Below are 26,564 nucleotides of genomic sequence, written 5' to 3' on the forward strand. Positions count from 1 at the left end.
GCTTCTCGTAATCCTGGACCTGCTGGCGGGCCTGGTCGGGCGCGATGTTCTGGGCCTTGGCCAGCGCGTCGGCGGCGCGCGCCTCGGCCTGCTGCTTCTGCCCGGCATCCCCGGTGAACAGCGCCTTGATGGCCGCCACGGCGGCGTCGCGGGCGGCCTGCGGGTCCTGGCCGGCGGCCTGCTGGCGGACCGTCTGCTCGATGCCGTCCAGCGGGTTGGTGATCTTCGACAGCGACGGCGCCGCGGCCTGGGCGGCCGTCTGMAYGGTGCCGCCGACGAGRTTRCCSGCGCCSCCGAGCGCRCCGGAGACCGTGCYSAGCGTKCCKCCSACGARGCCSSTSGCSGCCGAGGTCARMAGGTACAGGACAACGAGCGTCGTCACCGCCCAGGACACCAGGCCGTGCAGGGCGGCCGCGCCCGGCAGSGGCTTGCCCGAGAGCCGGCCGGCGATCAGGCCGCCGGCCAGCGAGGCGACGATGCTCGAGGCGACGAACCACAGGCCCGCCCCCATCGACACGGTCGAGGCGGCTGGGTTGTCGGCGGCGGTGGTGCCCACCGAGGCCAGGCCGACGCCGACGCCGACGAGGTTGACGATGACCTGGGTCACCAGGGCGGTGACGGCGCCGGCGAAGATCGCCCCCCAGGAGACCTCGTTGAGCAGGACGGCGCGCGTGTCGGCGGCGGCGAGGTGGGAGGCGGGGGTGGAAAGAGGGGATGCGGTGGTCTGGATGGTCACGCTGTCACTCCGGGTGGTGGTTCGTCGAACGTCGAGGGTGGCTCAGTCGCGGCGGGCGCTGACCAGCAGCCCGAGGCCGAAACCGGCCAGGCCGGCGTGGGGGCGGACGCATTTGCCGGGTCGATGTGATCCCCGGCTCAAACCGTTTCCGCACGTTCGCTGGGGGATATGCCGTCCGCTCCGGGACACATGCGATGAAATCCGAGATGAGGATCAAACCCCGAGCTTCAATAGTACTAGTATACTAGTATTATGAGATTCACGGACCTCGACCATGCATGGGGAACCCGTTTTCGCGCCCCCAGATGACGGCTTCGCTGCGCTTGTGGATGCCGATCTTGCGGTAGAGGGCGGCGCCGTGGTTGCGCACGGTGTTGCGCGACAGGCCGAGCTTGCGCGCGATCGCGTCGTCGTCGAGCCCCGCGCAGATCAGGTTGAGGATCTGGCGTTCCCGCACCGTCAGGTTCGGACTCGACCCGTCCAGGCTCTCCCGGCCCGGGCGGCGCAGGGCGGCCAGCTTCTCGATCAGGCCGCGGCTGAACCACGATGTGTCGGTCATCACGGTCTCGATGGCGTCGAACAGCTCCCGCTCGGTGTGCTTGCGCTCGGTGATGTCCTGGAGGACCAGCAGCGCGAACTCCGCATCGTCGAGCGTCACGCGCTCGGCCGAGATCAGGCAGTCCAGGCTGGCGCCGTTCTCGTGCCGCAGGCAGACCTCGGCCGCGAGGACGCAGCCGGTGCGCCTGAGCGTGGTTTCGAACGCCGCGCGCTGGGAATCCGCGACCCACAGCCCGGCCTCGGCCAGCGACCGCCCGACGATGCGGTCCTCACCCAGGCCGAAGACCCGGCTGAACGCCGCGTTGATGCCGGTCACCTGACAATCGTCGCTCCTCAGCAGCACGGTCGGGATCGGCGTCAGGCGGAAGGCCTTGGCGAAGCGCTCCTCACTCTGGCGCAGGGCGGCCTCGGCCTTCCGGCGCAGCTCCAGATCCGCGAAGGTGAACAGCATGCACGGCTCGTCGCCCATCTCGATCGGCTGGCCGGCCACGATCACGCAGCGGCCGCCGCCATCGGGCAGGTCGAGGCAGGCGTCCATCTGCGGGATCGTCCCGCCGTCCTTGAGCCGGGACACGGCGAGGTCGCGGTTGCGCGCGCCCGCCAGGACATCGACCTCGTAGACGCTGCGTCCGATCACCCCGTCGCGGGTGTGGCCGGTCATCTCCAGGAAGCCGTGATTGACCTTGACGTGGCGCAGGTCGGACAGCCGCGTGATCACCGCGGGGGCCGGATTGGCGTTGAAGGTCCGCTCGAACCGCTCCTCGGCCTCGAACTGGTCGGAGACGTCCTTGAGGATCAGCGCCAGGCAACTCGGGTTGCCGTCGTGGTCGGTGGCCACGAGGCTACGCAGCGAGTGGACGAATTCGGCACCGGGGCGATCGGTGCGGGTGACCTCGACCACGACATCGTGGAAGGTTTCCCCGGCGATCACGCGCGCGATCGGGTAATGCTCCGGCGTCCGGTTGTTGCGGTAGCGGAGCGAGAACCGGTCGCGGTAGGCGTCGACCGTCGGCCCGAGCTCGTCGAGGCTCTCGGCGCCGTGCATCGCCAGGGCGGCCGCGTTGGCATACGCGATGGTCTGGTCGGGCTCGACCAGGATCACGCCCTCGCTCAGGCCGGCGATGATCTGCCGGAGCTCATGTCTGTCGACCCCCACCGTCACAGCTCGCTCTACCCCTCGTGCGGTCACTGCCCGATCGGCAGCGGGGCACAAACGGGTTGCGCACAAGGCGGTTCCCTCATCTACATTCTTTTCCTGGTATACACGCATCATTGACGCGATCTTTACCAACCAGAGATAAGTTGTCGCCTGCCCTGCCGAGGCATCCGAGATCAACCGGGCGCATCCTCGCCACATCGACCCGAGTGCTCTCCCGCGCGGCCTGCCGACGAACAGCGGGCTCCGGCCGCCATGTCCGATCCCGTCCTCTCCCATATCCATGCGCGGCTCGTTCGGAAGCTGCGACGATACAATTCAGAAGTTGCGGAGATTAAGATCAGCCCCCGTCTGGTCGCGGTCCTGAGCCGATTGCCCGCCGCTCTAGAAGCGGCCGATACAGGTCAGGAAGTCCCGGACGTCTTCAAGGACGAATTGATCGCCCTGGGGCCGCCCCTGCGGCGCTACGCCCTGTCGCTGACCTGCGACGGTGTCGAGGCCGACGATCTCGTGCAGTTCACCCTGCTCAAAGCCTAAAAAATCGCGGGCAGTTTCAGCCCGGCGCCAGCTTGATCGCGTGGCTGTGCACGATCCTGTGCAACGGCTTCATCAACGGGCGGCGCAAGCGCCGGCTCGAAGTACCGGATCCCGACGGCATTCACGCGGTCGCCCTTGCGGAACAGGCAGAGCAGGACGACCGCCTCGGCTTGAAGGACGGTCAGGCGGCGACCGTCTCAAGACGACCCATCGCGGTACGCTGATGCTGGTGGCCGTCGACGGCCTATCCTACGAAGCCGTGGCCGCCGTGATCGGCTGCCCGACGGGCGCGGTTAAGAGCCGGGTCAGCCGGGCGCGCGACCGGCTTCTGCGAGACCTGGGCGAGGCCTGACCGGGGCTGTACGCCCGCGGCATGCGGACCACCGCGAAGCCCCACGGTCTCGATCGGCGATTGTCGGCGCGGCAGGGCGAGCCGATGTCCCTCCGGCCACCGCCGGAGCCCGCACGATCTGCCGCCGCGCGACTGCGCGATCAGGCAGATCGACGATCCGAGTGAATCTGCGGTGGCGTCCGCTCGATGGGTAGGCGCGCGACCGAGGCGCCCTGAGCGTCGCGCACGACCAGAACCCAGTCCCCGTCATAACCGTCGTCGATGAGATCCACGACCATTTCGCGGATGACGCTCCGGGCATCGTCCAGTGCCTCATCGAGACTGTGCGCCTCGATGCCGATCTCATCCTTGATGATCTCCGGTCCGCGCTCGATATCGAAATAGAGGCGCATGGGGACCAGCCGAAGATCTCGGTCACGGGGGGCGGTCAGGCCGACGACGTCAAAGATGCGCGTCGGATCCGACGGCGCCCGGAATCGGCCGACCCTGAGAACAGCCAGTGCGATACCGGCCAAAAGGCCAACCGTACTGGCGAGGGCTGCTGCCAGTAACGGTGTGTACAACCCGAAGGTTTGCCAGCCGAACACAAGCACAGGCAGGCCGCCGCACAGCGCGGCCAAGATGATAACGAGCGGCATCCCCCCGGCCCTCGACTGCGTTTCCGCTCCATAATCCGGGGTATAGTGCAACATCAAAACCCGCAAGTGGGTAGCGGATAGACTCCCGCTTCGGCCGTCATCAGTCGGAGATCGAAAACCGACGGCAACGTGAGGTTTTCATTCCGAGGGGCATCGATCAGTGTCGGCCCGAGGTTCGGGACTTCGAACTCGTCAGAGGCGGCCAGGGAGCATCATGGCATACTGTCCTAAAATAATCTGTGATCTATAGAATTGGCATCCAATGGACGCCGGGCGATTTCTTGAGAAGTTTTCTTTCATCGAATCGGAAAAATAAATACCGGCGGATTTTTGACCAGCAGCCGCAGCGCGACTTGTTCTGCTCGGTTGCGAAAGACAGGTTCCGACCCGCGACCCCCACCGCACGGTGGGCGCCTGATTGGCCCGATCCACGATCTCGATCAGGTCACCTCGTACCGCGGCGGATCCGTCAAGGATGACGCACCGGGACCGCATGCGAGCGCGCCTTGCGTCCGGCTGGATCGAAACCCGCCCTGGTCTCTCGTTGCGGAAAGACGCAAACGTATCAGGCCTCCGATGGATCGGAGGACGTTCGACCCCGCTCGTATCAAGCGTGGCGCGAGAACCTGCTACTCTAGATTGCTTCGATGTGACCGAAAGCGGCAATCCGGCATCGTTTCGAGACGGTGTGCCGCAACACCCTGGACGATACCGCCGGTGCGTTGGGTGGGTACAGTGGACGGTCAGTGACCGAGGCTGAATTGCCGATAGCGGACATTCGCGCGCGCAATCGGGGCGAGAGACCTGCAGGGAAGCCGCTTCCTTGCGCGCATGCATGAAGGAGCACTGACGCTGCTCGGCGGCGCACGGCGCGGCGACCGCTCCGGGCTCTCGGATTGCACGTCCGGTCGAGAAGCGCGATCCTACAACAGGCCGCTGGGCGTCCCGCCGTTGATCGATCGGCTTGCGCGGACCACCAACTTGGCGAAGGCGAGGGCCGCCGCGGAGGCCTGCGTCTGGGATGGGAACGAGCGGTCGGACTCCGCAACGGTGGTCTCGCTCTCGTCTAGCAGCACCCAGGTCCAGAGGTGCTGTCCGGTCGCGTGGATCTTGAAGTGCATGTCGGGCTCACGTGTAGAAGCATCGCGCGATCATGCCCGGCGAAAAGGCCTGACGTGTTAATGGCTTGAGCGGCGCAACATCATGTGTCGGCAAAGTCTGGGGCGATCCCCGATATCCCCGCAGACCACAGGCTCGAAGTGGGGTTGCCGCTTCGCCGCAGGGGCGTTCGGCGACGGCGTTCCGGATGCCAGTACATCTTTTGATGAGGACAGCGACGGYGGATGTTGCTGGTAGGCATCCGATGTTGCTGACCGCATCCGGCGGGCATTCCGGCCGCAGGGCGAGGAACATGCCGGCTCGTGATCGGCAGGAGTTTCGGACGCCCGTTGCCCATGGACCAGACCATTCCTGTGTGCCGCCAACGCATCCGAAAGCGGCCCCCTCTCACGGTCGTCGTCGGATCGATCGTCCTCGCCATCGGCAACTGGGTCGCGGTCTGTGCGGTCGCCGGACGGATCGTCTGGTTCTGGTAGGTCGCGCCACAGCGCCGGCATTCGAGACTCCGCACGCGGCACGCCGCCCACGTCGTGACGGGTCATCGCGTCACGGAAGGAAGGAGGCATGGTCGTTGGCCACCCGCCCGCCGGTCTCCGCCACACGTCTTTCGACGGAGACGACGCCCTCATGAGGCCCCTCTACGCACGATGACCGGCGGCGTGCACGCATCGGCTGGCGGGCTGGACAGCCGCAGGTCGCGGGCGGAACGGCCGCCAAGGTAAGAGCGCCGACCCGCCACGCGGTGAACTGCCTGTTAAGGCTCGTCGTCCTTGCTGAGTCCGAGAAGGCTCGCCTCGTCCGGGCGAGCGAGACCATCGAGACGACGCGCTTGTCCCATGCACGCGCCCCTTCGCCGGCCCTGAGACGCCGCCTCGGCGAGCCGCTGGCCGGCCAGACGCCGACGGCGGCCGACGACTGCCTGCTAACGATCCTGATTCCCTGCCTCAACGAGGCGGAGACGCTGGCGCGCTGCATCCATCACGCCCTGGCCTTCCTCGCGGATGCAGGCGTCGCGGGCGAGGTCCTCGTGGCCGACAATGGCAGCACCGATGGATCCCAGGCGATCGCGACCGCCCTCGGCGCCCGGGTCATTCCCATCTCCGTACGCGGCTACGGCGGTGCGCTGGCGGGCGGTATCGCGGCGGCGCGCGGACGCTACGTGATCATGGGCGATGCCGATGACAGCTACGATCTGCGCAACCTCGATGCCTTCCTGGCCGAGCTGAGAGGCGGCGCCGACCTCGTCATGGGCAACCGGTTCCGCGGGGGAATCGGCGCCGGGGCCATGCCGTTCCTGCACCGCTACCTGGGCAATCCGGCCCTGACCGCGGTCGGCCGCCTCCTGTTCCGCAGCCCGGTGCGTGATTTCCATTGCGGGTTGCGCGGCTTCGACCGGGACCTGATCCTCGGGCTCGGACTGCGGACCACGGGCATGGAGTTCGCCAGCGAGATGATCGTGCGCGCAAGTCTGACCGGATTGGCCATCCGCGAGGTCCCCACGATCCTCCGCAAGGACGGCCGCAGCCGTCCGCCGCATCTGCGCACGTGGCGCGACGGCTGGCGGCACCTGCGCTTCCTGCTCCTGCACAGCCCGCGCTGGATGTTCCTGTACCCCGGTTTGGCGTTGTTCCTCGGGGGCGCCCTGCCCGCCCTGGCGCTGCTCGGCGGCCCGCGCCACCTCACCCCGAACCTCTCCTTCGACGTCCATACCTTCGTCGTCGCATGTTTCGCGATGCTCGTCGGGATCCAGATCGTGACCTTCGGCATGATCGGCCGCCGTTACGCTGCGCGGCAGGGTTTGCTCCCGGGCAGCCGGCACGACCGCGTCCTCGGCGCACTCAGCCTGGAGACCCTCCTCGCCGTCGCCCTGCTGCTGCTGGCGGCGGGCGGATCCGGGATCGGCTGGTCGGTGCTGGCGTGGGGGCGAACCGGTTTCGGCCCCCTCGCGGACGGCGCCCTCCTGCGGCCGATGATCCTGTCCGCCTGCTCGGTAGCGGCCAGCGTGCAGCTGGCGTTCTCGGCCTTCCTCCTCGGAATCCTCGAACTGCCCGGCGGCGATGCCCGATCCCGCCTGACCGGCCTGCGCGAGGCGATCGGTGCGGTCGAGACCTGAGATGGCCGCGATCCGGCATCTCATCGTCACAGGCGCCGGCGGCTACCTCGGTCGCGGTCTCGTCGCGGCGGCGCTGGCCGAAGGACGTAGCGTCACCGCGCTGGGCCGCGGCTCGCGCGGGCTGCCGGCCGGCGTCCGGCGCGTGGACTGGAGGCTCGGTGAGCCGCTGCCCCGAGCCTGTCTCGATCCAGCCTTGGCGGGCGACGAGCAGGCGCTCGTTCACCTAGCGCATGACTGGCGTGAGCCGACGCCCGGCGACGACCGGAACCGCGTCGGCAGCCTTCTGCTCCGGGACGGTGCGCGGGGCTTCGGCCTCGCTCGAACCGTGTTCGCCTCGTCGCAATCGGCGCGGGCGGACGCGCCCAACGCCTACGGGCGCGCGAAGTGGGCGATCGAGGAGCTGTTCGATGCACGCACCGAGCTGTCCCTGCGGATCGGCCTGGTCTATGGCGGTCCGCCGATGGCCATGTACGGCCTCCTGCGCCGATTGGCGCGGATGCCGGTCATTCCGATGGTCGCGCCCCACACCCCCGTCCAGCCGATCCACCGCTCGGAGGTCGCGCGCGGCATCCTGGCCGGTGTCGATGGGCCGTTATCCGGCACCATTGGCCTCGCCGGTCCGGTGGCGATCGCCTTCGGAGAGGTGCTGACCATCCTGGGAATCGGGCTGGACGGCCACCTGCCCCGGATCGTGCCGATCCCGCTGCGCCTCGCCCTGTTCGGTTGCGCCCTCGTCAACGCGCTGCCGTTCGGTCCCCGTATCGACCGCGAGCGCATCCTGGGCCTCGCCGGAACGCACCCGATGGCGACCCGGGCCGATCTCGCTCGTCTCGGCCTCGACGTGCGCCCCCTTGCGGACGGGATTCGCGGCGAGCCGGCCGCCCGCCGGGCGCTGATCGCCGAAGGCCGAACCCTCGAAGGCTACGTCCTGCGCGCGAAGCCGGACGGCGCCCTCGCTCGACGCTACGTCCGGGCGCTCACCCGGGAAGGCCCCGTCACCCCGCTCCCGCTGCCGTGGCTCGTGCGGCACAGGCCGGGCCTGCTGCGGTTCGTGGAACCCTTCAACGGACGAAAGCCGCTCGCCAGACGGCTGGCGCTGGCCGTGAGCCTCGTCGAGGCCAGTCCCACCGGACAGGCTGCCTTGGGCGGTCATGGCCGGGTCCGACGGCTCTCCGGGCTCGCCGCCGACGGGATGATCGAAGCGGTCGCCTTGCCGTTGCGGGCGGTACGCGCCCTGGTGCGATGAGCCCGCCCGAGGCCGACGTCGTCGTTATCGGCAGCGGGCCGGCGGGCGTCAGCGCCGCCTGGCCGCTGGTTGAGGCCGGCCTGCGCGTCCTCATGCTGGATGCCTCGGAACCGGGTTCTGACAAAGGTCTCGCCCCGGCGGTCCACCGCGCGCATCCGGATCATTGGAAGACCCGGTTCGGTTCCGATCTCGCCGCCGTCGAACCGCAGCCGGACCGGTCGCCGAAATTCGCCACGCCGCGTGCCCGTGCCGCGTTGAGCCCGTACCTCCACCGGCTCCAGCTCACGACCGATGGCTTCTTCGCCGCCGGCACCCTCGGACAAGGCGGCCTCTCGACGATCTGGGGGGCGCTCGCGGTGCCCTATACCGGCGCCGAGCGGGCGGATCTCCCGTTTCCCGCTACCGACCTCGACCAGGCCTACGCGCGCGTTGCCCGGAGGATCGGGCTCAAACAGGCCCAGCAGCCCTCCAATCCAGCGGCCCTTTTCATCCTGGCGCAGCGGGCACGCCAACGGGAGACCGAGGGTCTAAGCCTGGAACCGGCGCCGAACGCCGTGCTCGATGAACCTCTGGCGGATCGGCAGGCGTGCAATCGATGCGGGCTCTGTCTCTATGGCTGCGATCGCGGCAGCATTTATACCAGCACCCTGGAATTGCCGGCGCTGGCCCGGCACGCGAACTTCTCGTACCGGTCCGGACATCTGGTCCGCGCGGTCGAGGCGACGGGCGACGGCCATCGCCTCCGCATTGAGACCCGGAACGGCCCGGTTTCGATGCCGGCGGCGTGCGTGGTGCTCGCCGCCGGCACGATCGCAACCACCGGCCTTGCCCTGTCGCGTCTGGAATACTTCGGCCAACCGGTGCGGCTCCTCAGCAACCCGGCGGCGGCGACGGCTTTCGTCGTGCCGCGACTTGTCGGGATCGACGCCCCCGAACAGGCCTTCGGACTCGGCCAGGTCTTTTACCGCCTCGACGATGCAGCCGGGGTCCTCTACGGCGCCGATACGCTACCCCTCGACATGCTGGCCGCACGACTGCCGGTCGGGCGACCGTTTGCCCTCCGGATCGCCCGTGCACTCGCACCCGCGCTGTTGCTGGCGACCTGCTATCGGCCCGGCGCGTCGAGCCGGAACACCCTGACCGCGACCACGTCGAGCGGGATGACGCGGCTGGCGATCCAGGGTGAGACCACCCGGGAAATCAGCGATCGTCTGAGGTCGGATCTGTCCCGTCTCCGACGGGGCCTGCGGCGCCTCGGCGCGCTGCCGCTRCCGGGCTCGACCGCGATCCTTGAACCCGGAGCGGATGCGCATTACGCGGGCACACTCCCCATGGGCGGCGGTGGCGCGACCGCGACCACGGTGTTGGGCGAACTGATCCGCGCACCCGGGCTGTACGTGGTCGATGGTGCGGCCCTGCCGAGTTTGCCGGCCTCGCATCCGACCCTGACGATCATGGCGAACGCCGATCGGATCGGCCGTGCCCTGGCCCGCCGTCTGCGTTCCGGGAACCGACCGCGATGACGGATGCGATCTTCCCGAAGCGCCTCGAATCGGAGCGACCCGGGCTCCGGTTGCGAGGCACAGCGCACGCGACCGTGACCAGACCCCACGCCCGGCGCCGGAGCGACGGGATCGCTCTGGGCCTGACGGCGATCGCCACCGCGGCCTACCTGTGGGCGGCGTTCGCGGCGGCGCGCCACTCGTACTGGATGGACGAGGTCTTGGCCGTCTGGACCGCGCGCCGCGGCAGCGCCGCTGCGGTATGGGAGGCGTTGAGTCAGGGCGCCGAGTTCTCGCCTCCGCTCTATCACCTCCTGCTGCGGGCGCTTTTGGTTCTCGGTCTCGACGACCCCGTCATGCTGCGCCTGCCGTCGATCGCGGCCATCTATGGCGTCGCGCTGGCTGCCTTCGTGCTCGTGCGCCGACGCTACGCCATTCCGGTGGCCTGCCTCGCCCTGGTCTTCTGCCTGGCGGGACCGTTGTTCTCCTACGCGGTGCAGGTCCGGCAATATGCGCTCGTGGCCGCCTGCTTCGCACTGGCCTGCGCGCTGTGGGACGGGCCGGCGGAACGGCCGGTCTCGGCCCTTCGCGCCGCCGGGATCGCGATCCTTCTCAGCCTCGCCGTCGGGATGCACTTCTATGCCATCCTCCTCGCGGTCGCCCTCGGCATGATGGAGGCCGGCTGGATGATCCGTCACCGCCGCATCCGATGGCCGATCGTGCTGGCGCTGTTCGCGTCCGCGGCCTCGCTCCTGTGCTGGCTCCCGATCATGCAGGCGGTCAGCGCCTTCAATCAGGGCGATGCTGCCGCCCCCGGCTACTATGCGCGGCCGACAATCGCGCGGCTGCTCGCGACGTACCTGCTGATGACGGCAGGCGGCGACCCGCTGCCACCCTTTCCGCTGGCGATCGTCCTGACCGGCCTCGCCCTCCGGTGGCGTGCGGGTCGTCGCGCCCTACCGAGCGGTGACGATCTCGATCTCGTGACCGGCGCGGTCTGCGCGGTTCCGCTCATCGTCTACGCCTTCGCCCTGGCGGTGACCGGGACGTTCAATCCGCGCTACGTGATCGTGACGGCGCTCGGGATCAGCCTCGCCGTCGCCCGCAGCGTCGCGGCTCATCGGCACAGCGCCGTGCTGTCATGCGTCCTGATCCCGGTCGCAACCATGGCATTCCTGTCCGGCGGAGAGCCGACGCGGACCTTGCGCCGGGAAGACGCGATCGCCCTGGTGTCCCACGCTCCCGGCGCTCTCCCGATCGCCACGGGCAATGCCCAGCGGTTTTTCGAAATGACCCAGGCGCTCGGCCGGGCGCCGTCGCGCCGTCTGACGTTTGTGCAGGTGACCGACCAGGGCCGGAACCCGGATCCCACGAACGAGCATCAGGTGGATCGCTGGACGCATATCGATCCCGCGCTGCCGATCAGGCCGATCGATTCGTTCCTGGCCGACAACCCGGAGTTTTTGCTGTTCACCGATACCGCCATCCCGGACATGGCAGCGGCTTGTCTGCAGCAGCGCGGCTATGTCGCCACGCCGATCATGGCGGGCAGCGGGATGACCCTCACGCGGTTCCGTCGACCGGTCTCGGAACCTGAACCACGATAGTGACGACGCGCCGGTGAAGACCGCCGACTGATCGACGGCGCTCCGGTCAGCAGAAATCGAGTGAGGGAGAAGGTTCATCCGAGACGGTTCAGGCGGACCGCCGTGAACCTCTGCAAGATCGGATGTTCGTCAGCGCGCTGGCGCTCCCAAGGGGAATCGAACCCCTGTTTTCGCCGTGAGAGGGCCGATATCAGACAACCCGGACAAAAGCGCACATCTCAGTTCGCTGAGGCCGCTGGTCTTTTCCGCCTCCTACTATCATAGTTGGTCTGACCGCCTGTGTGAGATGCTGTGTGAGACCGATCGATGGCAAAGCCTAGCAGCTTCGACAGCGTAGCTAAGCGTGCCCGGCTTGCGCCGGCCAAGAACCCACGCTGGCAAGGTGTCTCGGGAGGCCGAGGTGGCGTCAGCCTGGGTTACCGCAAGCCAGCGCGAGGACCTGGTACCTGGATCGTCAAGCTGGTGATCGATGGGAACCGTGTCGAGCAACGCCTCGCCCAAGCTGACGACGCCGGATCGGATCCGGATGCCCTGCCCTACCCGGCTGCCGTGACGGCAGCCATTGACTGGGCGCGCGCTCAGGTACGTCGTCTCGATGGCGAAGGGGAGAGGGACGATGCCGAGGTCCCGAGCGTGCGCACGGCCGTCGAGTCCTATGTCGCCACTCGCTCAGAGCGTGCCCCCACAGCGGGTAAGGACGCCGAGAAGCGCCTCGGAAAGCACGTCCTCTCCGATCAAGTCTTCGCCGAGACGCAGTTGGCGAAGCTCAGCGCGAGCACCATCCGGACTTGGCGACAGCGCCTATCAAGCGAGTTGCAACCCACGACCGTCAATCGGCTGCTGAACGATCTACGCGCCGCGCTTAACGCAGCTGTGGAACACCACCGTCATGTGCTGCCGGCGACGCTCGCTGCGGAGATCCGTGCCGGTACGAAGGCGAACTCGGCTGGGTCGAGTGCGCGCAAGCAGGTCCTCCCCGATGCTGAGATCCGCCGCCTTGTCGACGCGGCCTTCGTCGTCGACGAGACCGGTGATTTCGGGCGGCTCGTACTGGTCATGGCGGCCACGGGCGCTCGCCACTCGCAGGTCGCGAGAATCACTGTCGGCGACGTGCAGACCGCGCGTGGTCGGATCATGGTGCCACCCTCGAACAAGGGACGCGCCGGCAAGCGCCCGACGCCGATCGCCGTGCCGGTCGGGGCCGACGTAATCGAGCGGCTCCAAGTCGCCATCGCCGGCCGTCGAGGGCACGAGCCGCTCTTGTTGCACTGGCGGCATCGACAAGTCGGGCCCGTCACCTGGGAGCGGGTCGATCGAGGGCCGTGGGCCACGGCCTCGGCAGCTCTACGCCTATGGGACAGGGCCCGGACCCGCGCAGGGGCGCCTCCTGGGACAGTCATGCTGTGCCTGCGCCATAGCTCGATCGTACGGGCGCTGAGCGCCGGCGTGCCGGTGAGGCTCGTCGCGGCGCTGCACGACACCAGCGTGCAGATGATCGAGGACCACTACTCCGCCTACATTGTCGAGGCGACCGAGGAGATCGCACGCCGAGCTGTGACGCCGCTAGCGCCGGTCAATCTTGTCGCGTTGCGGTCTGCCGACGGAGCCGCGGCATGAAGAAGCTCCGAAAGCTTGCAAAGACTAAGCTCACTGCAATTGGTAAGTATTTGGGTCGACCAATCCGGAAATTGAGAACTTCTGCGCCGGGAATCGAAGAGCCAATAACTGAAACGAAGCCAGCTCGGATGGAACTTCGCTTCAAACGCCTCAGGGATCCGAACCTCGTGACAAACCCGATAACCGGCGAAATCGTGAGGCCCTTCGGGCCGCCGAAGCCGGTCTACGAATGGCGCGAGGTTAAGCCCGGCCGGCCACCTGTGTCGGACTCTGTCGCTCTCTTGCGTATCATAAGGGCCATCCAACACACCGGACAGAGAGGGTTTGCGGCTGCCATCGCCGAGCGCGACCGAAATCGCGAAATAGACGCGGTCAAGCAGGAATACAGGCGTGCACGGAGAGCCATGAGACGTCGCGCGGAGGAAAACCCGTAGTCGCAGCCTCCTTGAATTTTTGCTGACAGGCCAATGACTTAGTTTTTGTCTGCTTTCACGTTCGTGTCTGCCGCGTATGGTCATGTCGTCCGACAGATCAGACGAGACAAATCATCATGGCCGACACACCAAAGCCTACCGAGCGCCGAGATACCATCCCGTGGCAGAAGCGCCCGCACCTGCGCATGGACGTGGCCGCCGACGTCACGGGGCTCTCCCGCACGACGATCTATCGCCTGGCCTCGGAAGGCCGGCTGAAGCTCAGACGTCTGGCCGGCCGGGTCGTCGTCGAGACCCCTGGGGTGCTGACCCTCGTCGCGAACGCCGAGTCGTGGACGCCAGGTAACCGTGGCGCCGCAGCGCGGGCGAAGCGATCTGAGGCAGCCCGCGCTGCGCTTCGGTGATGCGCGACGTGGACGCCAGTAACAAGCTCGTCGCGGATGATTCCGGTAAAGATCAGGCGCGGCCGCAGCCCCAGACGCCGGACATGACCGTGGACACTCTGACGGAGCTGCGCGCCCTGCATGGCCATCTGCTCGTCAAGCGTATTCGTCCCGGAATTCAACCCGGCACTCTGGATGTCCAGGCCTATGATAAAGCGGGTGAATTCAGCGTCGTAGAGCACTCGGTGACCTGTCTGGTCGAGCTATACGCGGTCTTGCAAACGCTGCAGGCAGCCCGGCATTCGTGCATCGTGATGGATAGACTGCGGGATCGTTCCACGGCCAGACGAACCCGCCGGAAAAAGGAATTCTTTGAGGACGTGCCGCACCGGTACCTGCCGATCGATCTCGACGGGATTGAGCTGCCGCCGGACCTGGACTGGCGCGTCGAGCCCGAGGCCGCCGTGCTGTATGCCATCAGCACGTTGCTGCCGCCATTCCAAGGTGTCGCCTGCGTCTGGCAGTTCACCGCCAGTCACGGGATCAAGCCAGGCCTACGCCTGCGACTGTGGTTCTGGCTCGACCGACCGACAAGGCGAGACGAAATCAAAATCTGGCTCTGCGAACAAGCGCCTGTTCTCGGCGTGCCGAGGAAGTCGTGGGTGCGAGCGACGCGTGCCGATCCGGCGCTCTACAATTCAGTGCAACCCATCTACACGGCCAGCCCGATCTTCGAAGGCGGGGCGGTCAATCCTGTCCCGCGCCGCTCGGGGTTTCTCGCCGGCCCGCGCGAGATGGTCTCGGTGCCCGTGCCGATCGAGCCACGGTACGCGGCTCCAGCGCGCCCGCAGCGCCGTATCGCTGACGCTCTCCCGATCGCCATCGAAGGTGTGACACAGCCTTATAAGCGGGACGGCGCTGGTTTCGGCTACTATGTCTCGGTCATCGGCGATGGTCCGGACCAGCATGGGTTCTATGGCCCGATGCTGAATGCCGCGGCGGCTTGGGTCTCGCGGCACGGTCCCGACGCAGATCCTAGCGACCTGCTGGCGTGCCTCCGCCAAGCCGCGCGTAGCGCGCTGCGCGATCCGGCAAAGCACACGCACGCCTACGTGGAGGAGAAGATCGCGAACCTGCCGGCTCAGGTCGAGTGGGTGCGGGACCAGGAGCGCGCCAAGAGGGCCAAGCTTACCTGCGTCGGCCAGCCCTGCGAAGCTCCGTGCGCCCTCCCGACCCGGAGCGCCCGCGAGGCCAGCGCCGAAATCGGGCGGGCGGTGGCGAGTGGGTTCGCGGAGGCGCTTGAGGCGATCGCGGGCCTCCAGGCTGTCCGCGCGTCGTGCTCGCCGGAAACGTTGGAGGCTAGGCGCGAGGCTGGAAGGTTCTTCGGCGACCCGGAGATCCCGCGCATCGGGATCGGCGCGGGCATTGGCCTGGGCAAGACGGAAACGGTCCTACGCACGGTCCTGGCCGCCGTGCGCGCCAACTCGTCCCTGCGGATCGCCTACGCCGTGCCGACCCATGAGACGGCCAACGACGTGGCCGCGAGGATCAACCACATGGCCGGCGCTCCGATCGCACGCGTGTGGCGCGGGACCGGCCGACCAGACCCAAAGCGGCGGGGGCGATTAAACTGCCCGATGCACGTCTTGGTCGAGCAGGTCCAGCAAGTTGGCGGACGCACCGCCGATGTGTGTGGAGGCCCGAACCGAGGTTGGTGCCGGCACAATCCGCGCCGTCCCGGCGTCGCGGCTGAGGATGCCTGCAGCTACCGGCAGCAATTTGCGCCCGACGTTCAGGTCTGGATACTGACTCATGCCATGCTGGCGCACCGAGCACCCGCAGTCTTTCACACAGCCGAGCGGAAGCGTCAGGGCGCGCCGGTCGACATGCTGGTGCTGGACGAGGCGCCCTGGCTCGGTCTGTTCGGAGGCCTTGAGCGGCAGCCCATCTCGATGAATGTCGACGACCTCAATGCCCTTGCGGCGAGGTTCGCAGCCCCCGAGAAACGTGCGGCTTACCGCGGGATCGCGGACAAGATGTCTGCCGCGCTCGCCGGGCAGACCGGTTTGCTCAAGCGAGAATCCTTTGAGGCTGCCGCTTTGACCGCGGCCGAGGCAGACCAAGCTGCGAACCTGAGCCAGGGCCTGCGGCAGCGCATCGCGGTCCGCCATGACCTCGCGCCCGAGACCGCGGCGCTCACGGTGCACGAGACTTACGAGCGGAACCGGGTGATCATCCTGGCCGTGCGGTTCTGGGGCCTGCTGGCGGCGTTCCTGCGCTCGGGCGAGGCGACCGCACCCTGGACGCTGTTCGTAGACGAGGATGCCGACGGTAAGCGCAGGGTTTGCCTACGCTGGAAAGAGGAGTTGCACAGCGACTGGATTGCGGGGCCCGTCCTCTATCTCGACGCGACGGTGATCCCCGAGGTTGCCCGCGCGTGGCTACCGACACTGCGCATTGAGGCCACGGTGAGCGCGCGAGAGACCCACGTTCACCGGGTCGCCGTGATCGACAGGGCATTCGGAAAGTCGAGCTTGGTCAAGGCCGAGTGCACCGGAGACGCAGCCGAGATAAACCGCCAAGCCAACACGATCGGACAAGTTGTCCGCCTCGTCGAGCGCCTCGCCCTTCGGTTCCGCGGCCGAGGCGCGCGGTCTGGCCCTGATGTAGCGGTCGTGACGTACAAGGACTTGGAGCCGCGGTTACGGGGGCAGCTTCCGGCAAACGTCGCACTCGGCCACTTCAATGCGCTGCGCGGTTTCGACGGCTGGCGCGGCGTGGCCGGCATTATCGTCATCGGCCGACCGGAAGCGTCGCCGCGCGATGTGGAAATCATGGCGTCTCTCGCCACGGGTGTGCTCGTACCACCCCATACAGGCTACTACCCGCGTTGCGATGGGGCGCTGCTGATGCGCGACGGGACCGGCCGACAGGTGCTAGCCCACGCGCATCCCGACCCACGCGCTGAGGCGTTCAGGCGGCAGGTCGCAACGGAGATCGAGCAGACCGAAGGACGCGCGCGCCCGGTGCGACGCGGGCCGGGAGCGCGGCTTGTATCGCTGATGCTGACGAGCGCGCCGACCACGCTTGCCCACGACGGAGTGGTCACCGCTGGCGACTTATTGGGCGCCGGCGGCGTGATCGACGCATTGTTCGCCAGGGGCATCGTGCCCGAGACGGCGCCCGACGCGGCGCGTGTGCTGCAGGACGTGTTCGGAGGCGCTAGTCCCGCAGCCGCGCTCCGGCAACGGCTTCACCGCGAGGGGGAGATCGATGCCTTGACCGGACTATTCAGCAGGGCGTCGTGGTGGGACGAGGGTCCGCATCGAAAGTGTGACAGGTCCATAAGAGATCCTCATAGGGCTGCGTCACACTTTCATGCGCTGCCTGTGGAGGGCCGGTGGTTCGATGCACCACTCGCCACCCAGGCATCGTTCCGCTGCTACCGCTACCGACCGGAGGGCGAGCGGCGCAGCAGGCGCGTCCTGATCGACGTCGATCGCTACCCCGATCCAAAGCTGACGCTGATGGACAGGTTCGGACCGCTTGAGCACTTCGTCTCGGAACAAGACCCCGCCGGGCTGGCGGGCGTTCGGGCGGTCCTCGCCGGTAATGGCCCCCACGCGCCAGCCTCCGAAGCCCCACCTATCGTCCTAATGCTGCAGGCTGGCCGCAACCCCTTCCAAGAGCTACTCTGCGTGAGCGACCGGACCGCTGACCGTCACAGCCCGGTCCCGCCCGCCGCAGACAACGTCTATCGGATCGAGAGCCTGCTCCTCTCGGTGCGCGTTCACGAGCGGCATTCCAACCAGCCGCTGCACCATCGCGTCCGGGATGGTGCATCCTGGCCGCCACGGCGTGCACCGATAATCGCGCCTCCGCTGAAAGCCGCCAAGCCCGAGGCCGCCGAGCCTCGGGTGTCAGCAATCGAGCTTGCCGTCGAGCTGGGGGCGAAGCCGCGCGCCCTGATGGTTGGACCTTCCTTTGCGAAGCTCCAGCGGGATCATGGTAGGGAGCAGGCGCTGGTGATGAGGCTGATCGGACGTTTTGGCCGAGAAGCAGTGCTCGCCGCAGCATCGCGCCGCCTAACTGCCGCTCGGAAGCAGGATAGCGTTATGTTATAACATCGGATAAAGTGTGCAGAGACAAGCTAAATCCGGGTTATGCTATGCCATTGAAGTCCGGAGCACTCACTCCGCAGGAACGGACGTTCGTGGGCCACATGGTCCGCGTCAATGACGCGACCGCAGCGGCCACTTATGCTGGTTACGCACAGCCTTCCTCGCACGGCGGCACGCTGATGCGACGGCAGGCCATTGTCGCGGAGGTACAGGCGGCTGTCTCGCAGCGGTTGCGCACAGAAGGCGCCAGTGTTGGTGTCGGCGTGCTGATCGAGATCGCATGTGACGAGAAGGCGCCGAAGAACGCACGCGTTATGGCGGCCGCCCATCTGGTCAAAATGTCGGGCACTGCAGCAGGCGAGCGCGACGCTGAGGAGAGGTCATTTTCCGAGATGACGCGCGCCGAGCTGGCTGAGGCGCGCGAGCGCGCGGTCGCTTACCTCGCTGAACTCGAGGCGCCTGAAATCGAGGGCGAGGTGATAGCCAATCCGCCTACGGGCGGCCTGTTCGATTGATCACGCTGATGTTCCATAGCCAGATAGACGGGCAATTGGTGCAGAATTTCTTCTAATCGCGCGCAGCACGACGCGCCGTCCCTGATAGCGAAACAACATTGTATGCAGCCTCCGGGGTACATCGATCAATATTTGGTACAAGAACAGAATGCTTGACTGGTTCCGATGAGTACATTGTACACCCGAAGACCTGAACCGCCCATTCATCCAGAATAAAATTTCCCAGAAATACCGCCGCACGCAACTCATCTTTGTGTTTTGTCGTCAAGCGCTTAGTGCGCCGGCCTTCCATCCAATGGACATAATAATAACCGTTGGAATGCTGCTTCACGGTGGGGATCATCGCTGCCTCGCTCTAGCAAAAAGCAATATGTGGCGGGCATTCAGTCAAATCAATAGACCATCACAGAAAATATACACTTAAGACAAATTGTCTTAAGTCGCAAGGCACCATCAGACAGATCAGACATTTCGGACACGCGGTATCCTGATCTCGTAACGCGCGCCACCTATTGGAGTTAGCAGATGGTCGGCCTTCCAAACCTGGGCCTAAAGCTCGATGCTCATTGCCTTCTGAGTAGATCGGAGAAGCGCCGGCTAACTCAGCCAATCTTCTGCGATGTGCCGCTTGCGGATACAAGACGGCTCCGCAGTCTCCTCACGGCCGTAGGCGTCCAGCTGCCGGTGCCGCTCGGCGTCGGAACACCTTCTAACTCGAATGCGGCGGCTACAGCACGTAGTGACGCGACACCTTCTGGATCGAGGCGTGCCAGAATCGGTGCAAGTGCCTGGGCCTGCTCTCTAGCTTTGCAAGCGCGGGCGAGGCGAGCCTTGGCCGTGTCCTCAGCCGTGCCCGTGCGGCCCCTAAATCCACCGAGCCTCTGCCCACGCGCCTTAGCGGCCGCCAGCGCGGCTTTGGTGCGGGCGGAGATCATCCTGCGCTCTTCCTCAGCAACCACGGCCATGATGCCGACGGTCATCCGGTTCGCCGAAGGCATGTCGCATGCGATGAAGTCGACACCGGCTTTGTGCAGACCGAGAAGGAAGTGTGCATCCCGGGCAAGCCGATCGAGCTTGGCGACCACTAGAGTGGCGCGGTGAGCGCGACAAAGCGCCAGGGCACGGTTCAATTCCGGCCGCTCGGTATTCGCGCCGCTCTCGATCTCGACCACCTCAGCAGCCAGCTTCCAGGCGCCACCATTGAGGTAGTCAGTGACGGCCGCACGTTGCGCTTCGAGACCGAGCCCAGATCGACCTTGCCGATCGGTGCTGACACGTAGGTAGGAGATGAAGCGGCCAGACACCACGATAGATCCGTATCATTCTGTGCATCGGACGTTGCAGAGAGTGATACAGGAAAAATGCCTTTCAATGGTGCTTAGGTAAGCGTTGCACCTTTGAGGGTGGCTCTATCCGCGGGCATGCCCCTCCCGGTATACCCCCGCAGCAGTTCCTTCAGCGCGCGCCTGACACGTCAACAAAATCGCGCTCGCGAGGGTGATCCGGACAAAATGTCCGCATAGCGATCAGCATCTCAGCGGCAATAAGAAATGACTGGGTTTGGCCGATTGCGGCCCGGCCGCTTCGAGGCTCGGGCAGCGGGTAAGCGTTGGGGTGGACGCCCCCTGACGGCATCGATGTGCCAGAGTGGAGGTGTTGCGACACCACTGCAGGAGGCGTCTATGGGTGAGGTTAGCACAGTCGGGATCGATCTGGCCAAATCGGTTTTCCAGGGTCACGGCTCGGATCCAAGCGGCGCAGTCGTGTTCCGCAAGAAGCTGCGGCGTGATCAGGTGCTGACGTTCTTCTCGACACTTCCGCGTTGCGTGGTCGCTATGGAAGCATGCGCCAGCGCTCATTACTGGGCCCGTGAGATAGCCTTGGCAGGCCACGAAACGCGGCTCATCCCACCAGCCTACGTGAAGCCGTTCGTGAAGCGGCAGAAGAACGACATGGCCGACGCTGAGGCGCGTCTCGCGAGGCGGCGCAGCGGCCGACGATGCGGTTCGTTCAGGGAAAGAGCGCGCAGGCCCAGGCCTCCGCAGTGGTGTTCCGTACGCGCGACCTGCTCGTGCGTCAGCGGACCCAATTGATCAATGCACTGCGCGGGCACCTCACGGAGTTCGGGTACGTCGTTCGCCAAGGTGTCGGGCACGTCGGCAAGCTCGTGGCGATCGTCCGCGACCCRACATCCGACGTGCCAGCCGAGGCACGGCCGGTCCTGACCATCATCGCGGACAGCCTGCAGGCGCTCCAGGCGCAGATCGCGCTTCTGGACCGCGAGATCGCCCAGCGTGCGAAGGACGATGCCGTGGCTAAGCGGCTGATGACGGGACCGGGTGTCGGCCCGGTGATCGCGACCGCACTCGTGGCGCTGGCACCGGCCGCCAGCACCTTCCGCCGCGGGCGCGACTTCGCGGCTTGGCTCGGCCTCGTCCCGCGGCAGCACTCCAGCGGCGGCAAGGAGCGGCTGGGGCGAACAACCAAGATGGGCGAGCGCAGCTTGCGACGATTGCTGATCCTAGGCGCGAGCTCTGCGACCAAGGTCGCGGCGCGTGCTCCCGACAAAGCCGGGGCGTGGTTGGCCGGCATGCTGTCGCGCAAGCCGCGCATGCTGATCACCGTCGCCCTGGCGAACAAAATGGCGCGGATCGTCTGGGCGTTGATGGCCCACGGCGGCTCCTACAGAGCTCCGGCCACGGCGTGACCGCCACGGCCTGAGGCGTCAGGGAGGCAGGGAAGGTCAGTCGAGAGGTATGGCGCAACGGTCAGAAGACGGGGTCGGGAAAACCAGTGAACGTCCAAGCGCCTCGAGCGCGCCAAAGCGATTTGGACCCGATCCGCGATCTCCATACAGGCCCGCAGCCGTGAGGATGGCTGCATCGAAAGGCCGGACACACGGCAGCACCTGAACCTGCGCGCACAAATCTCTCCAACACCCCTTGAATCCGATGGGGCGTCCACACACGGACGTTCAGCGCGGCTCAGGTTGAGTTGGCCCTTATGGATGGGCACGCTCAGGCCGCGGTTTTGACCGTCCGCTGGGCGTGTTGCTCCTCGAACTGCATGGGGCTCAGGTACCCGAGCGCGGAGTGTAGGCGGCGGGCATTGTAGACCTCTTTGATGAAGCGTGGCAGCTCGGCCGCAACATCTGCGAAGGTCTCGAAAGGCATTGGGTACACGCCTTCGACCTTCAGCGTTTTCATGAAGCTCTCAGCCTTGGCGTTATCGTAGGGATTGCCGCGCCAACCCATCGCGCCGACGAGCCCGTGTGCGGGCTAGGTTCTCACTGCGAAGATCCTCGTCGTGCCGTAGCGTCTTGGCGTGTCCGGAATGGTAGGGGTTACGAGAAAGAGCTTCGGCGGTGCCGTTCCCCGCTTTGGGCCCAGGACCGGGCCCCTGGCGGAGGCCGAGCACCGAGCTGTGTGGCTGGCAGCGGCCATCGGGTAATCCCACGGTAGACCCCACTTCTGGCGGTAGGATTGCGGGGTGAGCCCAAAGGCCGTGAGATGACGCTTCAGAGTCTTGTACGGCTTGCCGTTCTCAAAACTGATCAGCGCCTCGCGGGTGACGGACTTGCGAATCGAGGCAGGGGTAAGCTTCCTGGCAGTGCCGCTCCGGTCCAGGCCAGCGAGAGCTGCGTGGACGGCAGTAAGCATGCTTGGCACCTCGGCAGGGGGGACCAGGTTGTTCGAGACGTACGCCGAGACGATGTCTGTGACGAGTTCGACGTAGCTCCGGGTCTTGACCCCGACGACTCCCATACATGCGTTCGTGGCACTCCTATCCTTGAGCACTTCGCACGCTCTGTCGGCTCGGTTGAAGCAAGCAGCCGGGCTGATGCGCCGCCTCGGAAATCTCATGCTGAAGATCCTGTCGCTGTATCTCTTCAAGGTCGGAGAGGATGTTGTGGTGCGCGGCATCGATCACCGAGATCAGCTTCACATCGCCACCTTCCCTCTTGAATGTCACTAGGACCTGAGCCTCGCCGTATTGATCGGTCGGATCGAGGCAGTAGTGCGCGGGCATATGCATCTCCGGACATCGGTAAGGGTTTACCGCCTCCAGATTGCCGGCTTCATGGATGTGACGTCTGGGGCGACGGTACGAAGTGCCGGTGCGCGTGCAGGTCGGGCGAGTTGCCCGCGCACTGGCCGGGATGCCAACCGGCGATCCGACGGCCACAGTTAGCAGCGGGGCGTTTTCGCTGCGTGCGTTAATTTTGACGATCGGATCCGCAAAAATGATGCTACCGGCATTTCTTGGACGAGGTCCGTTGCGGCATCCCCCGCCATCCGCCATCCGCCCTTCGCCTCGACAACGTTGCTTGCCGGGGTAGCGCTCGGAATATCTGAGGGGGAGATAGCCACTTCCTGAGGACGAGCACGCGGCAGATCTGGCGTCTGCGCCAGCCGTCGTGGACAACCGATCCATCCGGATCAGCCCGCTCATCCTGGCATCGGCCTCGCCTGAAGAATGGCGGCTCGCACGAAGGGCCGCTTCAGTCCGGTTCCGACGTTGGGACGACCGACAAATTCCTGGGCGCCCGGGTGGCTGCGCACCGCTTTGACGAGGTTCAGTCGATAGCCTGCCCGGAAGAGGAAGACGCTCGCCGCCGAACCTGACAGGAAGGCTTCGACTGCCGTGTCCACCTCGCCTTCCGAGATAAGGCCCCGTTCGCACAACGTCCCGATCGTTTGAAAATCAATCATCGTGAGCATGTAGGGCGCGAGGAGACGACGCCGAGCAGATCGTCACGATCGAACGACGCATCGCCTGCGCCGATGCGTTCCAGATCGCCTTTCTCCAGCCTGGCCATATTGTACGGCTTGGCTCACCGCGGGGGGCTGGCGACGGCTCCGGCCGAAATATCCAGCGATGCCGGAGTAATTCCGACGTCGGATCATATCGTCGAAGCACGCAGCCTCATTCGTCGCGCGGTCAACGAGGACCGTCACGGCGCCAAGCGTAACTGCGCAAACACGGTGACCGATGCCAAGAGGATGATCGTCGCTTTCCGATAGGCGACACCACCTCACCCTCGTACCCCACCTCGAAGTCGAGGGGTGGGGTTAAGATCGGTCCTGCAGCGCGAACGGAGCTCAGATTCCCATTGGCGGGATGCCGGCCTGGGACGTCAGGATTGCCTGAGCACAGGCGAGCACACGTTCTCGGCCGCTACCGTCTCCGAGAGCAGCCCAGAGGCGGAGCATTTCCAGCGCATCGTCGAGTTCGCGGATGGCCTTCGGATCGTCACAGAAGTCACTCGGGAGGAAGCCGAGGGCATCGGCAACGCGCTCGCAAGTCCTGAGAGCGATCCGCTCGTCGTTCACTTAAGCGAATGGGGTCAGAATATCGCGCATCGCAGATCTCATTTTGAAGCGGATGACTATTGCGGCGCTGATGTGGATTGCAGTTGAACAGTAATTACCCACCCCCTCATAAATTTCGAAAGGCCAATTGCATCAACGGGTTGGCGTGCGACTCAAATTTCCCGCTCGTGAGGGTCCGGGGCCTTTGAAAGCGGAATTTCGGAACAAAACAGTAACGACGCGAAGTTTTCTACGGCAAACTCGGTCCGGCCACAGTAAGTACTGATAACGTCGCTGCAATTACTATAACCGTAGGAGGCGCGAAAATCCGACCTAACTTGTTGTTCCTAAAAGGCAAATCCCGCTCCAGGGTGGGGGTGAGTAATAACGTTGAACACGTCGCCAACCGTTGAGGTGGCCATAAGCCAACTTAAATCACCGTGAGTGGTACAATCATGCAGCGGAAGACCGTCGCCTCGCGTGGTCAAGGTGCGAGGTGCAACGTCTCGCGTTCCAAAGCTGATGCCGACGCGATATTGACCAGCTTTTCTGAAATATACCGTAGAGCTTCGGCACAGCGATCTATCTCGTGCCTCCTGTTGGCAACGAGATCTGCACCATCCTTTGTCGATGAGATCGCGTCTGCGGCGAGAACGAGCCGTGCTGCCACACGTTGCAGAGATTGCGGCCCCGTGAAGATCGTTTGCGCATCGGCGGCCAGAATATCCACCAGCGTTCCAGCCTCGGGCTCCAGCTGCATGCCCCAATGCTGCTCGTAGGTCGAGGCCAGCATCTGGCACTTGGTGAACCAGCTGAACTCAATTCCTGTAAGTCTGGGGCTTGTCATGGAAGCTTTCTTAACGAGTTATAAAACTCACGTTAAATCGGACTCTTTGATCTCGATGATACCAATTGTGATACCGCCGTTCTCGAACTTATCGCTGGCGAAATTCTCAATTTCGGATTGAAAAGTTTCGAAGAGTGCGACCGGCTCGGAATCTTTATCCCCGAAGCAGTCACGCAGTGTATTGATCGAGATTCGGCATGGGATAATTCTGCGTCCATCCGACATGGCAAAGCGAACGTGTTCTCGCGTGTTCGCATCGATGACCGGTGGCCAACCCGGGTATCCGACGATCGGCATGACAGACCTCCACAATCCTCGAGGTATTCCCGAAACATGCCTCATTTATACAACAATCATTTGAAGCGCGCGAAGTAACAATGAACGACATATCTATTTTTTATGATCTCGCGACACGCGCCGACGAGTGCGGTACCGCGCGACGTCTCGATACCAGGACGCCGGGCTCTTCCTCTGAGGAAGAGGTGATTGCCCCTTTCCCAGACGAAGATCCGATCGGCAGCTGGATCGGCACGCCCGAGGTCATCCGATCTCCGGCGGTGCACCGGAGGGGATGCCGAGAGGTTCGTTGAAAGGCGGGACCTCGTCTGGCTCATGATCGGGCCTGCTCGAAGGTTCCGGTAGCGGTGTCCGGTCAGGGTTCGGGGGGTGCGCCGGCGACGGATCGGGAAAGGTCGGGTCGGGCCGCTCGGGAGACATCGGGTTTGCCATCAGGGGTTCCTCGTTAAGGGAGGACCGGAAGCACGGACCTCAATCCAAGAAGTGCCAAGCTGCCTCGGCGGCGGATCGCCGGTCGTGAACGATGCCATCCGGTCGTAGGGCAGCTTCCTCGATCCGGGCCATTTCGGAATGGCTCAGGGCCAGATCACGCTCCCTCGCGGCGGCTGCGTGCTCACCGTTTGCGGGATGCCTGGCGGAATGCCGGTAGTGGGCGGCCGCACGGTCATGCTGATGCGCGGCCTCCTCGCAGGTCCGTGCCATCTCAATCTTCGAAATCACCGGTCTTCCTCGCGGTCTTGATTTGGACGAGCGCCGTCCGACGGCGCTCAGCTGCCGGCCTGCGTCGGCGCCATTTCGCGATCCCAGGTCGTCCTGGCCGCCTCGCGGGCGGCGCGGGCGGCGTTCGCGGTGGCTGTGGCGGCCTTGACGATGGATGCCCGCGCGGCCGATGCCGCCCGACGTATCGCGGTCACGTTCGAACGGACCGAGACCTCGGCGGCATCCCTGGAGGTCTCCACCGCCAGCTGGGTCGCTTCCACGGATTTCCGCGCGGCATCCGCAGCCTTCCGCATCGAGGCGTTCGCCGCCATGCCCGCCGCCCTGTTGGCTTCGGCAATCTTGGTCTCGGCGCGTGTCGCCGCCTCCGCGGCGTCGGTGGCGAGCTTGCCAATCATGTCGGCGGATTGCTTCGGGGCATCCTTCACCGCCGCCTTCGATGCCTGCATCGCGAGCCGGGCCGCCTCCCGTGCCGCATCGGCAGCTTGGCTCGCCTCGCGCCCTGCCTCTCGCATCGTTGACGCGGCATTCACGGGGGCAGTGACCGGCTGCTGCGCCTGGGCCGCGGTCATCGTCAATAGGGCGAGGAAACTCGTCGTCAGTACTGGCATCGTTCGCATGGCAAATTCCAATCGTGTTACTAAGCGTGGAAGGCAGCGGCCTTCGGTCGGTCGACGCGAGGCTCAGTCCGTCCGCCGGGTCTTTGCGTCGGCGTTCGAATAAGCGTCCGGCTTCGCGGTCGGCTGGGCAGACGGCT

The 26,564-nt window shown here is 65.6% G+C and carries 25 protein-coding genes, 1 tRNA gene and 1 pseudogene; 13 read left to right on the forward strand and 14 right to left on the reverse strand.

What is annotated here, in order from left to right; all coding sequences use genetic code 11:
* Both AC1DXK_RS15075 and AC1DXK_RS15080 read right to left on the reverse strand, forming a co-directional pair.
* Positions 1-736: PhnA-like protein (locus tag AC1DXK_RS15075; protein WP_477298181.1), on the reverse strand; the 736-nt coding region annotated here is incomplete at its 3' end.
* A 259-nt stretch (positions 737-995) separates the two neighbouring features.
* A complete protein-coding gene (locus tag AC1DXK_RS15080; RefSeq protein WP_457107573.1) occupies positions 996-2,456 on the reverse strand; it encodes a helix-turn-helix transcriptional regulator in 1,461 nt (486 codons plus the stop codon).
* Between the two features lie 249 nt (positions 2,457-2,705).
* On the opposite strand from AC1DXK_RS15080, the gene AC1DXK_RS15085 reads away from it, so the two are divergent.
* The 3 genes from AC1DXK_RS15085 to AC1DXK_RS15095 are packed head-to-tail and all read left to right on the forward strand — an operon-like array spanning position 2,706 to position 3,339.
* On the forward strand, positions 2,706-2,987 hold the full coding sequence (locus AC1DXK_RS15085) for a hypothetical protein (RefSeq protein ID WP_457107574.1): 282 nt from the start codon (positions 2,706-2,708) through the stop codon (positions 2,985-2,987).
* Positions 2,988-3,019: 32 nt separating this feature from the next.
* On the forward strand, positions 3,020-3,211 hold the full coding sequence (locus tag AC1DXK_RS15090; protein ID WP_457107575.1) for a hypothetical protein: 192 nt from the start codon (positions 3,020-3,022) through the stop codon (positions 3,209-3,211).
* Positions 3,211-3,339 (forward strand): sigma factor-like helix-turn-helix DNA-binding protein, encoded by a 129-nt coding sequence (locus tag AC1DXK_RS15095; RefSeq protein ID WP_457107576.1) that lies wholly within the window; start codon positions 3,211-3,213, stop codon positions 3,337-3,339. The genes AC1DXK_RS15090 and AC1DXK_RS15095 overlap by 1 nt, the downstream gene beginning before the upstream one ends.
* A 140-nt stretch (positions 3,340-3,479) precedes the next feature.
* Here the strand turns inward: AC1DXK_RS15095 and AC1DXK_RS15100 are convergent, their stop codons facing one another.
* Positions 3,480-3,977, reverse strand: a complete 498-nt coding sequence (locus AC1DXK_RS15100; protein ID WP_457107577.1) for a DUF6894 family protein — start codon at positions 3,975-3,977, stop codon at positions 3,480-3,482.
* A gap of 923 nt (positions 3,978-4,900) precedes the next feature.
* Positions 4,901-5,098 (reverse strand): hypothetical protein, encoded by a 198-nt coding sequence (locus AC1DXK_RS15105; RefSeq protein ID WP_457107578.1) that lies wholly within the window; start codon positions 5,096-5,098, stop codon positions 4,901-4,903.
* A gap of 740 nt (positions 5,099-5,838) precedes the next feature.
* Between AC1DXK_RS15105 and AC1DXK_RS15110 the strand changes: the two genes are divergently transcribed.
* From AC1DXK_RS15110 to AC1DXK_RS15125, 4 genes are all read left to right on the forward strand, one after another.
* Positions 5,839-7,209, forward strand: a complete 1,371-nt coding sequence (locus AC1DXK_RS15110) for a glycosyltransferase family 2 protein (protein WP_457107579.1) — start codon at positions 5,839-5,841, stop codon at positions 7,207-7,209.
* A 1-nt stretch (position 7,210) separates the two neighbouring features.
* Complete coding sequence (locus tag AC1DXK_RS15115) at positions 7,211-8,455, forward strand: SDR family oxidoreductase (RefSeq protein ID WP_457107580.1); 1,245 nt, start codon at positions 7,211-7,213, stop codon at positions 8,453-8,455.
* A complete protein-coding gene (locus AC1DXK_RS15120; RefSeq protein ID WP_477298185.1) occupies positions 8,452-9,978 on the forward strand; it encodes a GMC oxidoreductase in 1,527 nt (508 codons plus the stop codon). Before AC1DXK_RS15115 ends, AC1DXK_RS15120 begins: the two co-directional genes overlap by 4 nt.
* A 74-nt stretch (positions 9,979-10,052) precedes the next feature.
* Positions 10,053-11,564, forward strand: coding sequence for a hypothetical protein (locus AC1DXK_RS15125; protein ID WP_457107581.1), 1,512 nt, complete (start codon positions 10,053-10,055; stop codon positions 11,562-11,564).
* A 138-nt stretch (positions 11,565-11,702) separates the two neighbouring features.
* On the opposite strand, the gene AC1DXK_RS15130 is transcribed toward AC1DXK_RS15125, so the two are convergent.
* Positions 11,703-11,775, reverse strand: a tRNA-OTHER gene (locus tag AC1DXK_RS15130).
* 251 nt (positions 11,776-12,026) lie between these two features.
* Between AC1DXK_RS15130 and AC1DXK_RS15135 the strand changes: the two genes are divergently transcribed.
* From AC1DXK_RS15135 to AC1DXK_RS15155, 5 genes are all read left to right on the forward strand, one after another.
* Positions 12,027-13,181 carry a tyrosine-type recombinase/integrase gene (locus tag AC1DXK_RS15135; protein ID WP_477298187.1) on the forward strand — a complete coding sequence of 385 codons (1,155 nt, stop codon included), beginning with the start codon at positions 12,027-12,029 and terminating at the stop codon, positions 13,179-13,181.
* A complete protein-coding gene (locus tag AC1DXK_RS15140; RefSeq protein WP_477298189.1) occupies positions 13,178-13,615 on the forward strand; it encodes a hypothetical protein in 438 nt (145 codons plus the stop codon). The genes AC1DXK_RS15135 and AC1DXK_RS15140 overlap by 4 nt, the downstream gene beginning before the upstream one ends.
* Before the next feature lie 116 nt (positions 13,616-13,731).
* The gene (locus AC1DXK_RS15145) at positions 13,732-14,019 is read left to right on the forward strand and encodes a hypothetical protein (RefSeq protein ID WP_477298191.1); all 288 of its coding nucleotides are present in this window, start codon (positions 13,732-13,734) and stop codon (positions 14,017-14,019) included.
* An 8-nt stretch (positions 14,020-14,027) separates the two neighbouring features.
* Positions 14,028-18,122, forward strand: a complete 4,095-nt coding sequence (locus tag AC1DXK_RS15150; protein ID WP_477298193.1) for a hypothetical protein — start codon at positions 14,028-14,030, stop codon at positions 18,120-18,122.
* Positions 18,123-18,211: 89 nt separating this feature from the next.
* On the forward strand, positions 18,212-18,634 hold the full coding sequence (locus AC1DXK_RS15155; RefSeq protein WP_477298195.1) for a hypothetical protein: 423 nt from the start codon (positions 18,212-18,214) through the stop codon (positions 18,632-18,634).
* 52 nt (positions 18,635-18,686) lie between these two features.
* Here the strand turns inward: AC1DXK_RS15155 and AC1DXK_RS15160 are convergent, their stop codons facing one another.
* Both AC1DXK_RS15160 and AC1DXK_RS15165 read right to left on the reverse strand, forming a co-directional pair.
* Entirely contained in the window at positions 18,687-18,977 is a 291-nt protein-coding gene (locus AC1DXK_RS15160) for a hypothetical protein (RefSeq protein WP_477298197.1), read from the reverse strand.
* A gap of 259 nt (positions 18,978-19,236) precedes the next feature.
* Positions 19,237-19,941 (reverse strand): recombinase family protein, encoded by a 705-nt coding sequence (locus tag AC1DXK_RS15165; RefSeq protein ID WP_477298199.1) that lies wholly within the window; start codon positions 19,939-19,941, stop codon positions 19,237-19,239.
* Between the two features lie 375 nt (positions 19,942-20,316).
* On the opposite strand from AC1DXK_RS15165, the pseudogene AC1DXK_RS15170 reads away from it, so the two are divergent.
* Positions 20,317-21,341 (forward strand): annotated as a pseudogene (locus tag AC1DXK_RS15170) (IS110 family RNA-guided transposase).
* 310 nt (positions 21,342-21,651) lie between these two features.
* On the opposite strand, the gene AC1DXK_RS15175 reads toward AC1DXK_RS15170, so the two are convergent.
* The 7 genes from AC1DXK_RS15175 to AC1DXK_RS15205 all read right to left on the reverse strand — a co-directional run bounded on the left by AC1DXK_RS15175 (position 21,652) and on the right by AC1DXK_RS15205 (position 26,427).
* Positions 21,652-21,888, reverse strand: a complete 237-nt coding sequence (locus tag AC1DXK_RS15175; protein WP_477298201.1) for an integrase core domain-containing protein — start codon at positions 21,886-21,888, stop codon at positions 21,652-21,654.
* A 24-nt stretch (positions 21,889-21,912) separates the two neighbouring features.
* Positions 21,913-22,497, reverse strand: a complete 585-nt coding sequence (locus AC1DXK_RS15180) for a Ros/MucR family transcriptional regulator (RefSeq protein ID WP_477298202.1) — start codon at positions 22,495-22,497, stop codon at positions 21,913-21,915.
* Positions 22,418-23,086: a hypothetical protein gene (locus tag AC1DXK_RS15185; RefSeq protein ID WP_477298254.1), complete on the reverse strand. Its 669-nt coding sequence runs from the start codon at positions 23,084-23,086 to the stop codon at positions 22,418-22,420. The genes AC1DXK_RS15180 and AC1DXK_RS15185 overlap by 80 nt, the downstream gene beginning before the upstream one ends.
* Positions 23,083-23,355, reverse strand: a complete 273-nt coding sequence (locus AC1DXK_RS15190) for a hypothetical protein (RefSeq protein WP_477298204.1) — start codon at positions 23,353-23,355, stop codon at positions 23,083-23,085. The genes AC1DXK_RS15185 and AC1DXK_RS15190 overlap by 4 nt, the downstream gene beginning before the upstream one ends.
* Positions 23,356-24,430: 1,075 nt before the next feature.
* Positions 24,431-24,739 carry a hypothetical protein gene (locus tag AC1DXK_RS15195; RefSeq protein WP_477298206.1) on the reverse strand — a complete coding sequence of 103 codons (309 nt, stop codon included), beginning with the start codon at positions 24,737-24,739 and terminating at the stop codon, positions 24,431-24,433.
* An 81-nt stretch (positions 24,740-24,820) separates the two neighbouring features.
* On the reverse strand, positions 24,821-25,090 hold the full coding sequence (locus AC1DXK_RS15200) for a DUF1488 family protein (protein WP_477298208.1): 270 nt from the start codon (positions 25,088-25,090) through the stop codon (positions 24,821-24,823).
* 767 nt (positions 25,091-25,857) lie between these two features.
* A complete protein-coding gene (locus AC1DXK_RS15205; RefSeq protein WP_477298209.1) occupies positions 25,858-26,427 on the reverse strand; it encodes a hypothetical protein in 570 nt (189 codons plus the stop codon).
* Between the last annotated feature and the right edge of the window lie 137 nt (positions 26,428-26,564).

It is taken from the genome of Methylobacterium sp. P3_A11, from assembly GCF_056403155.1.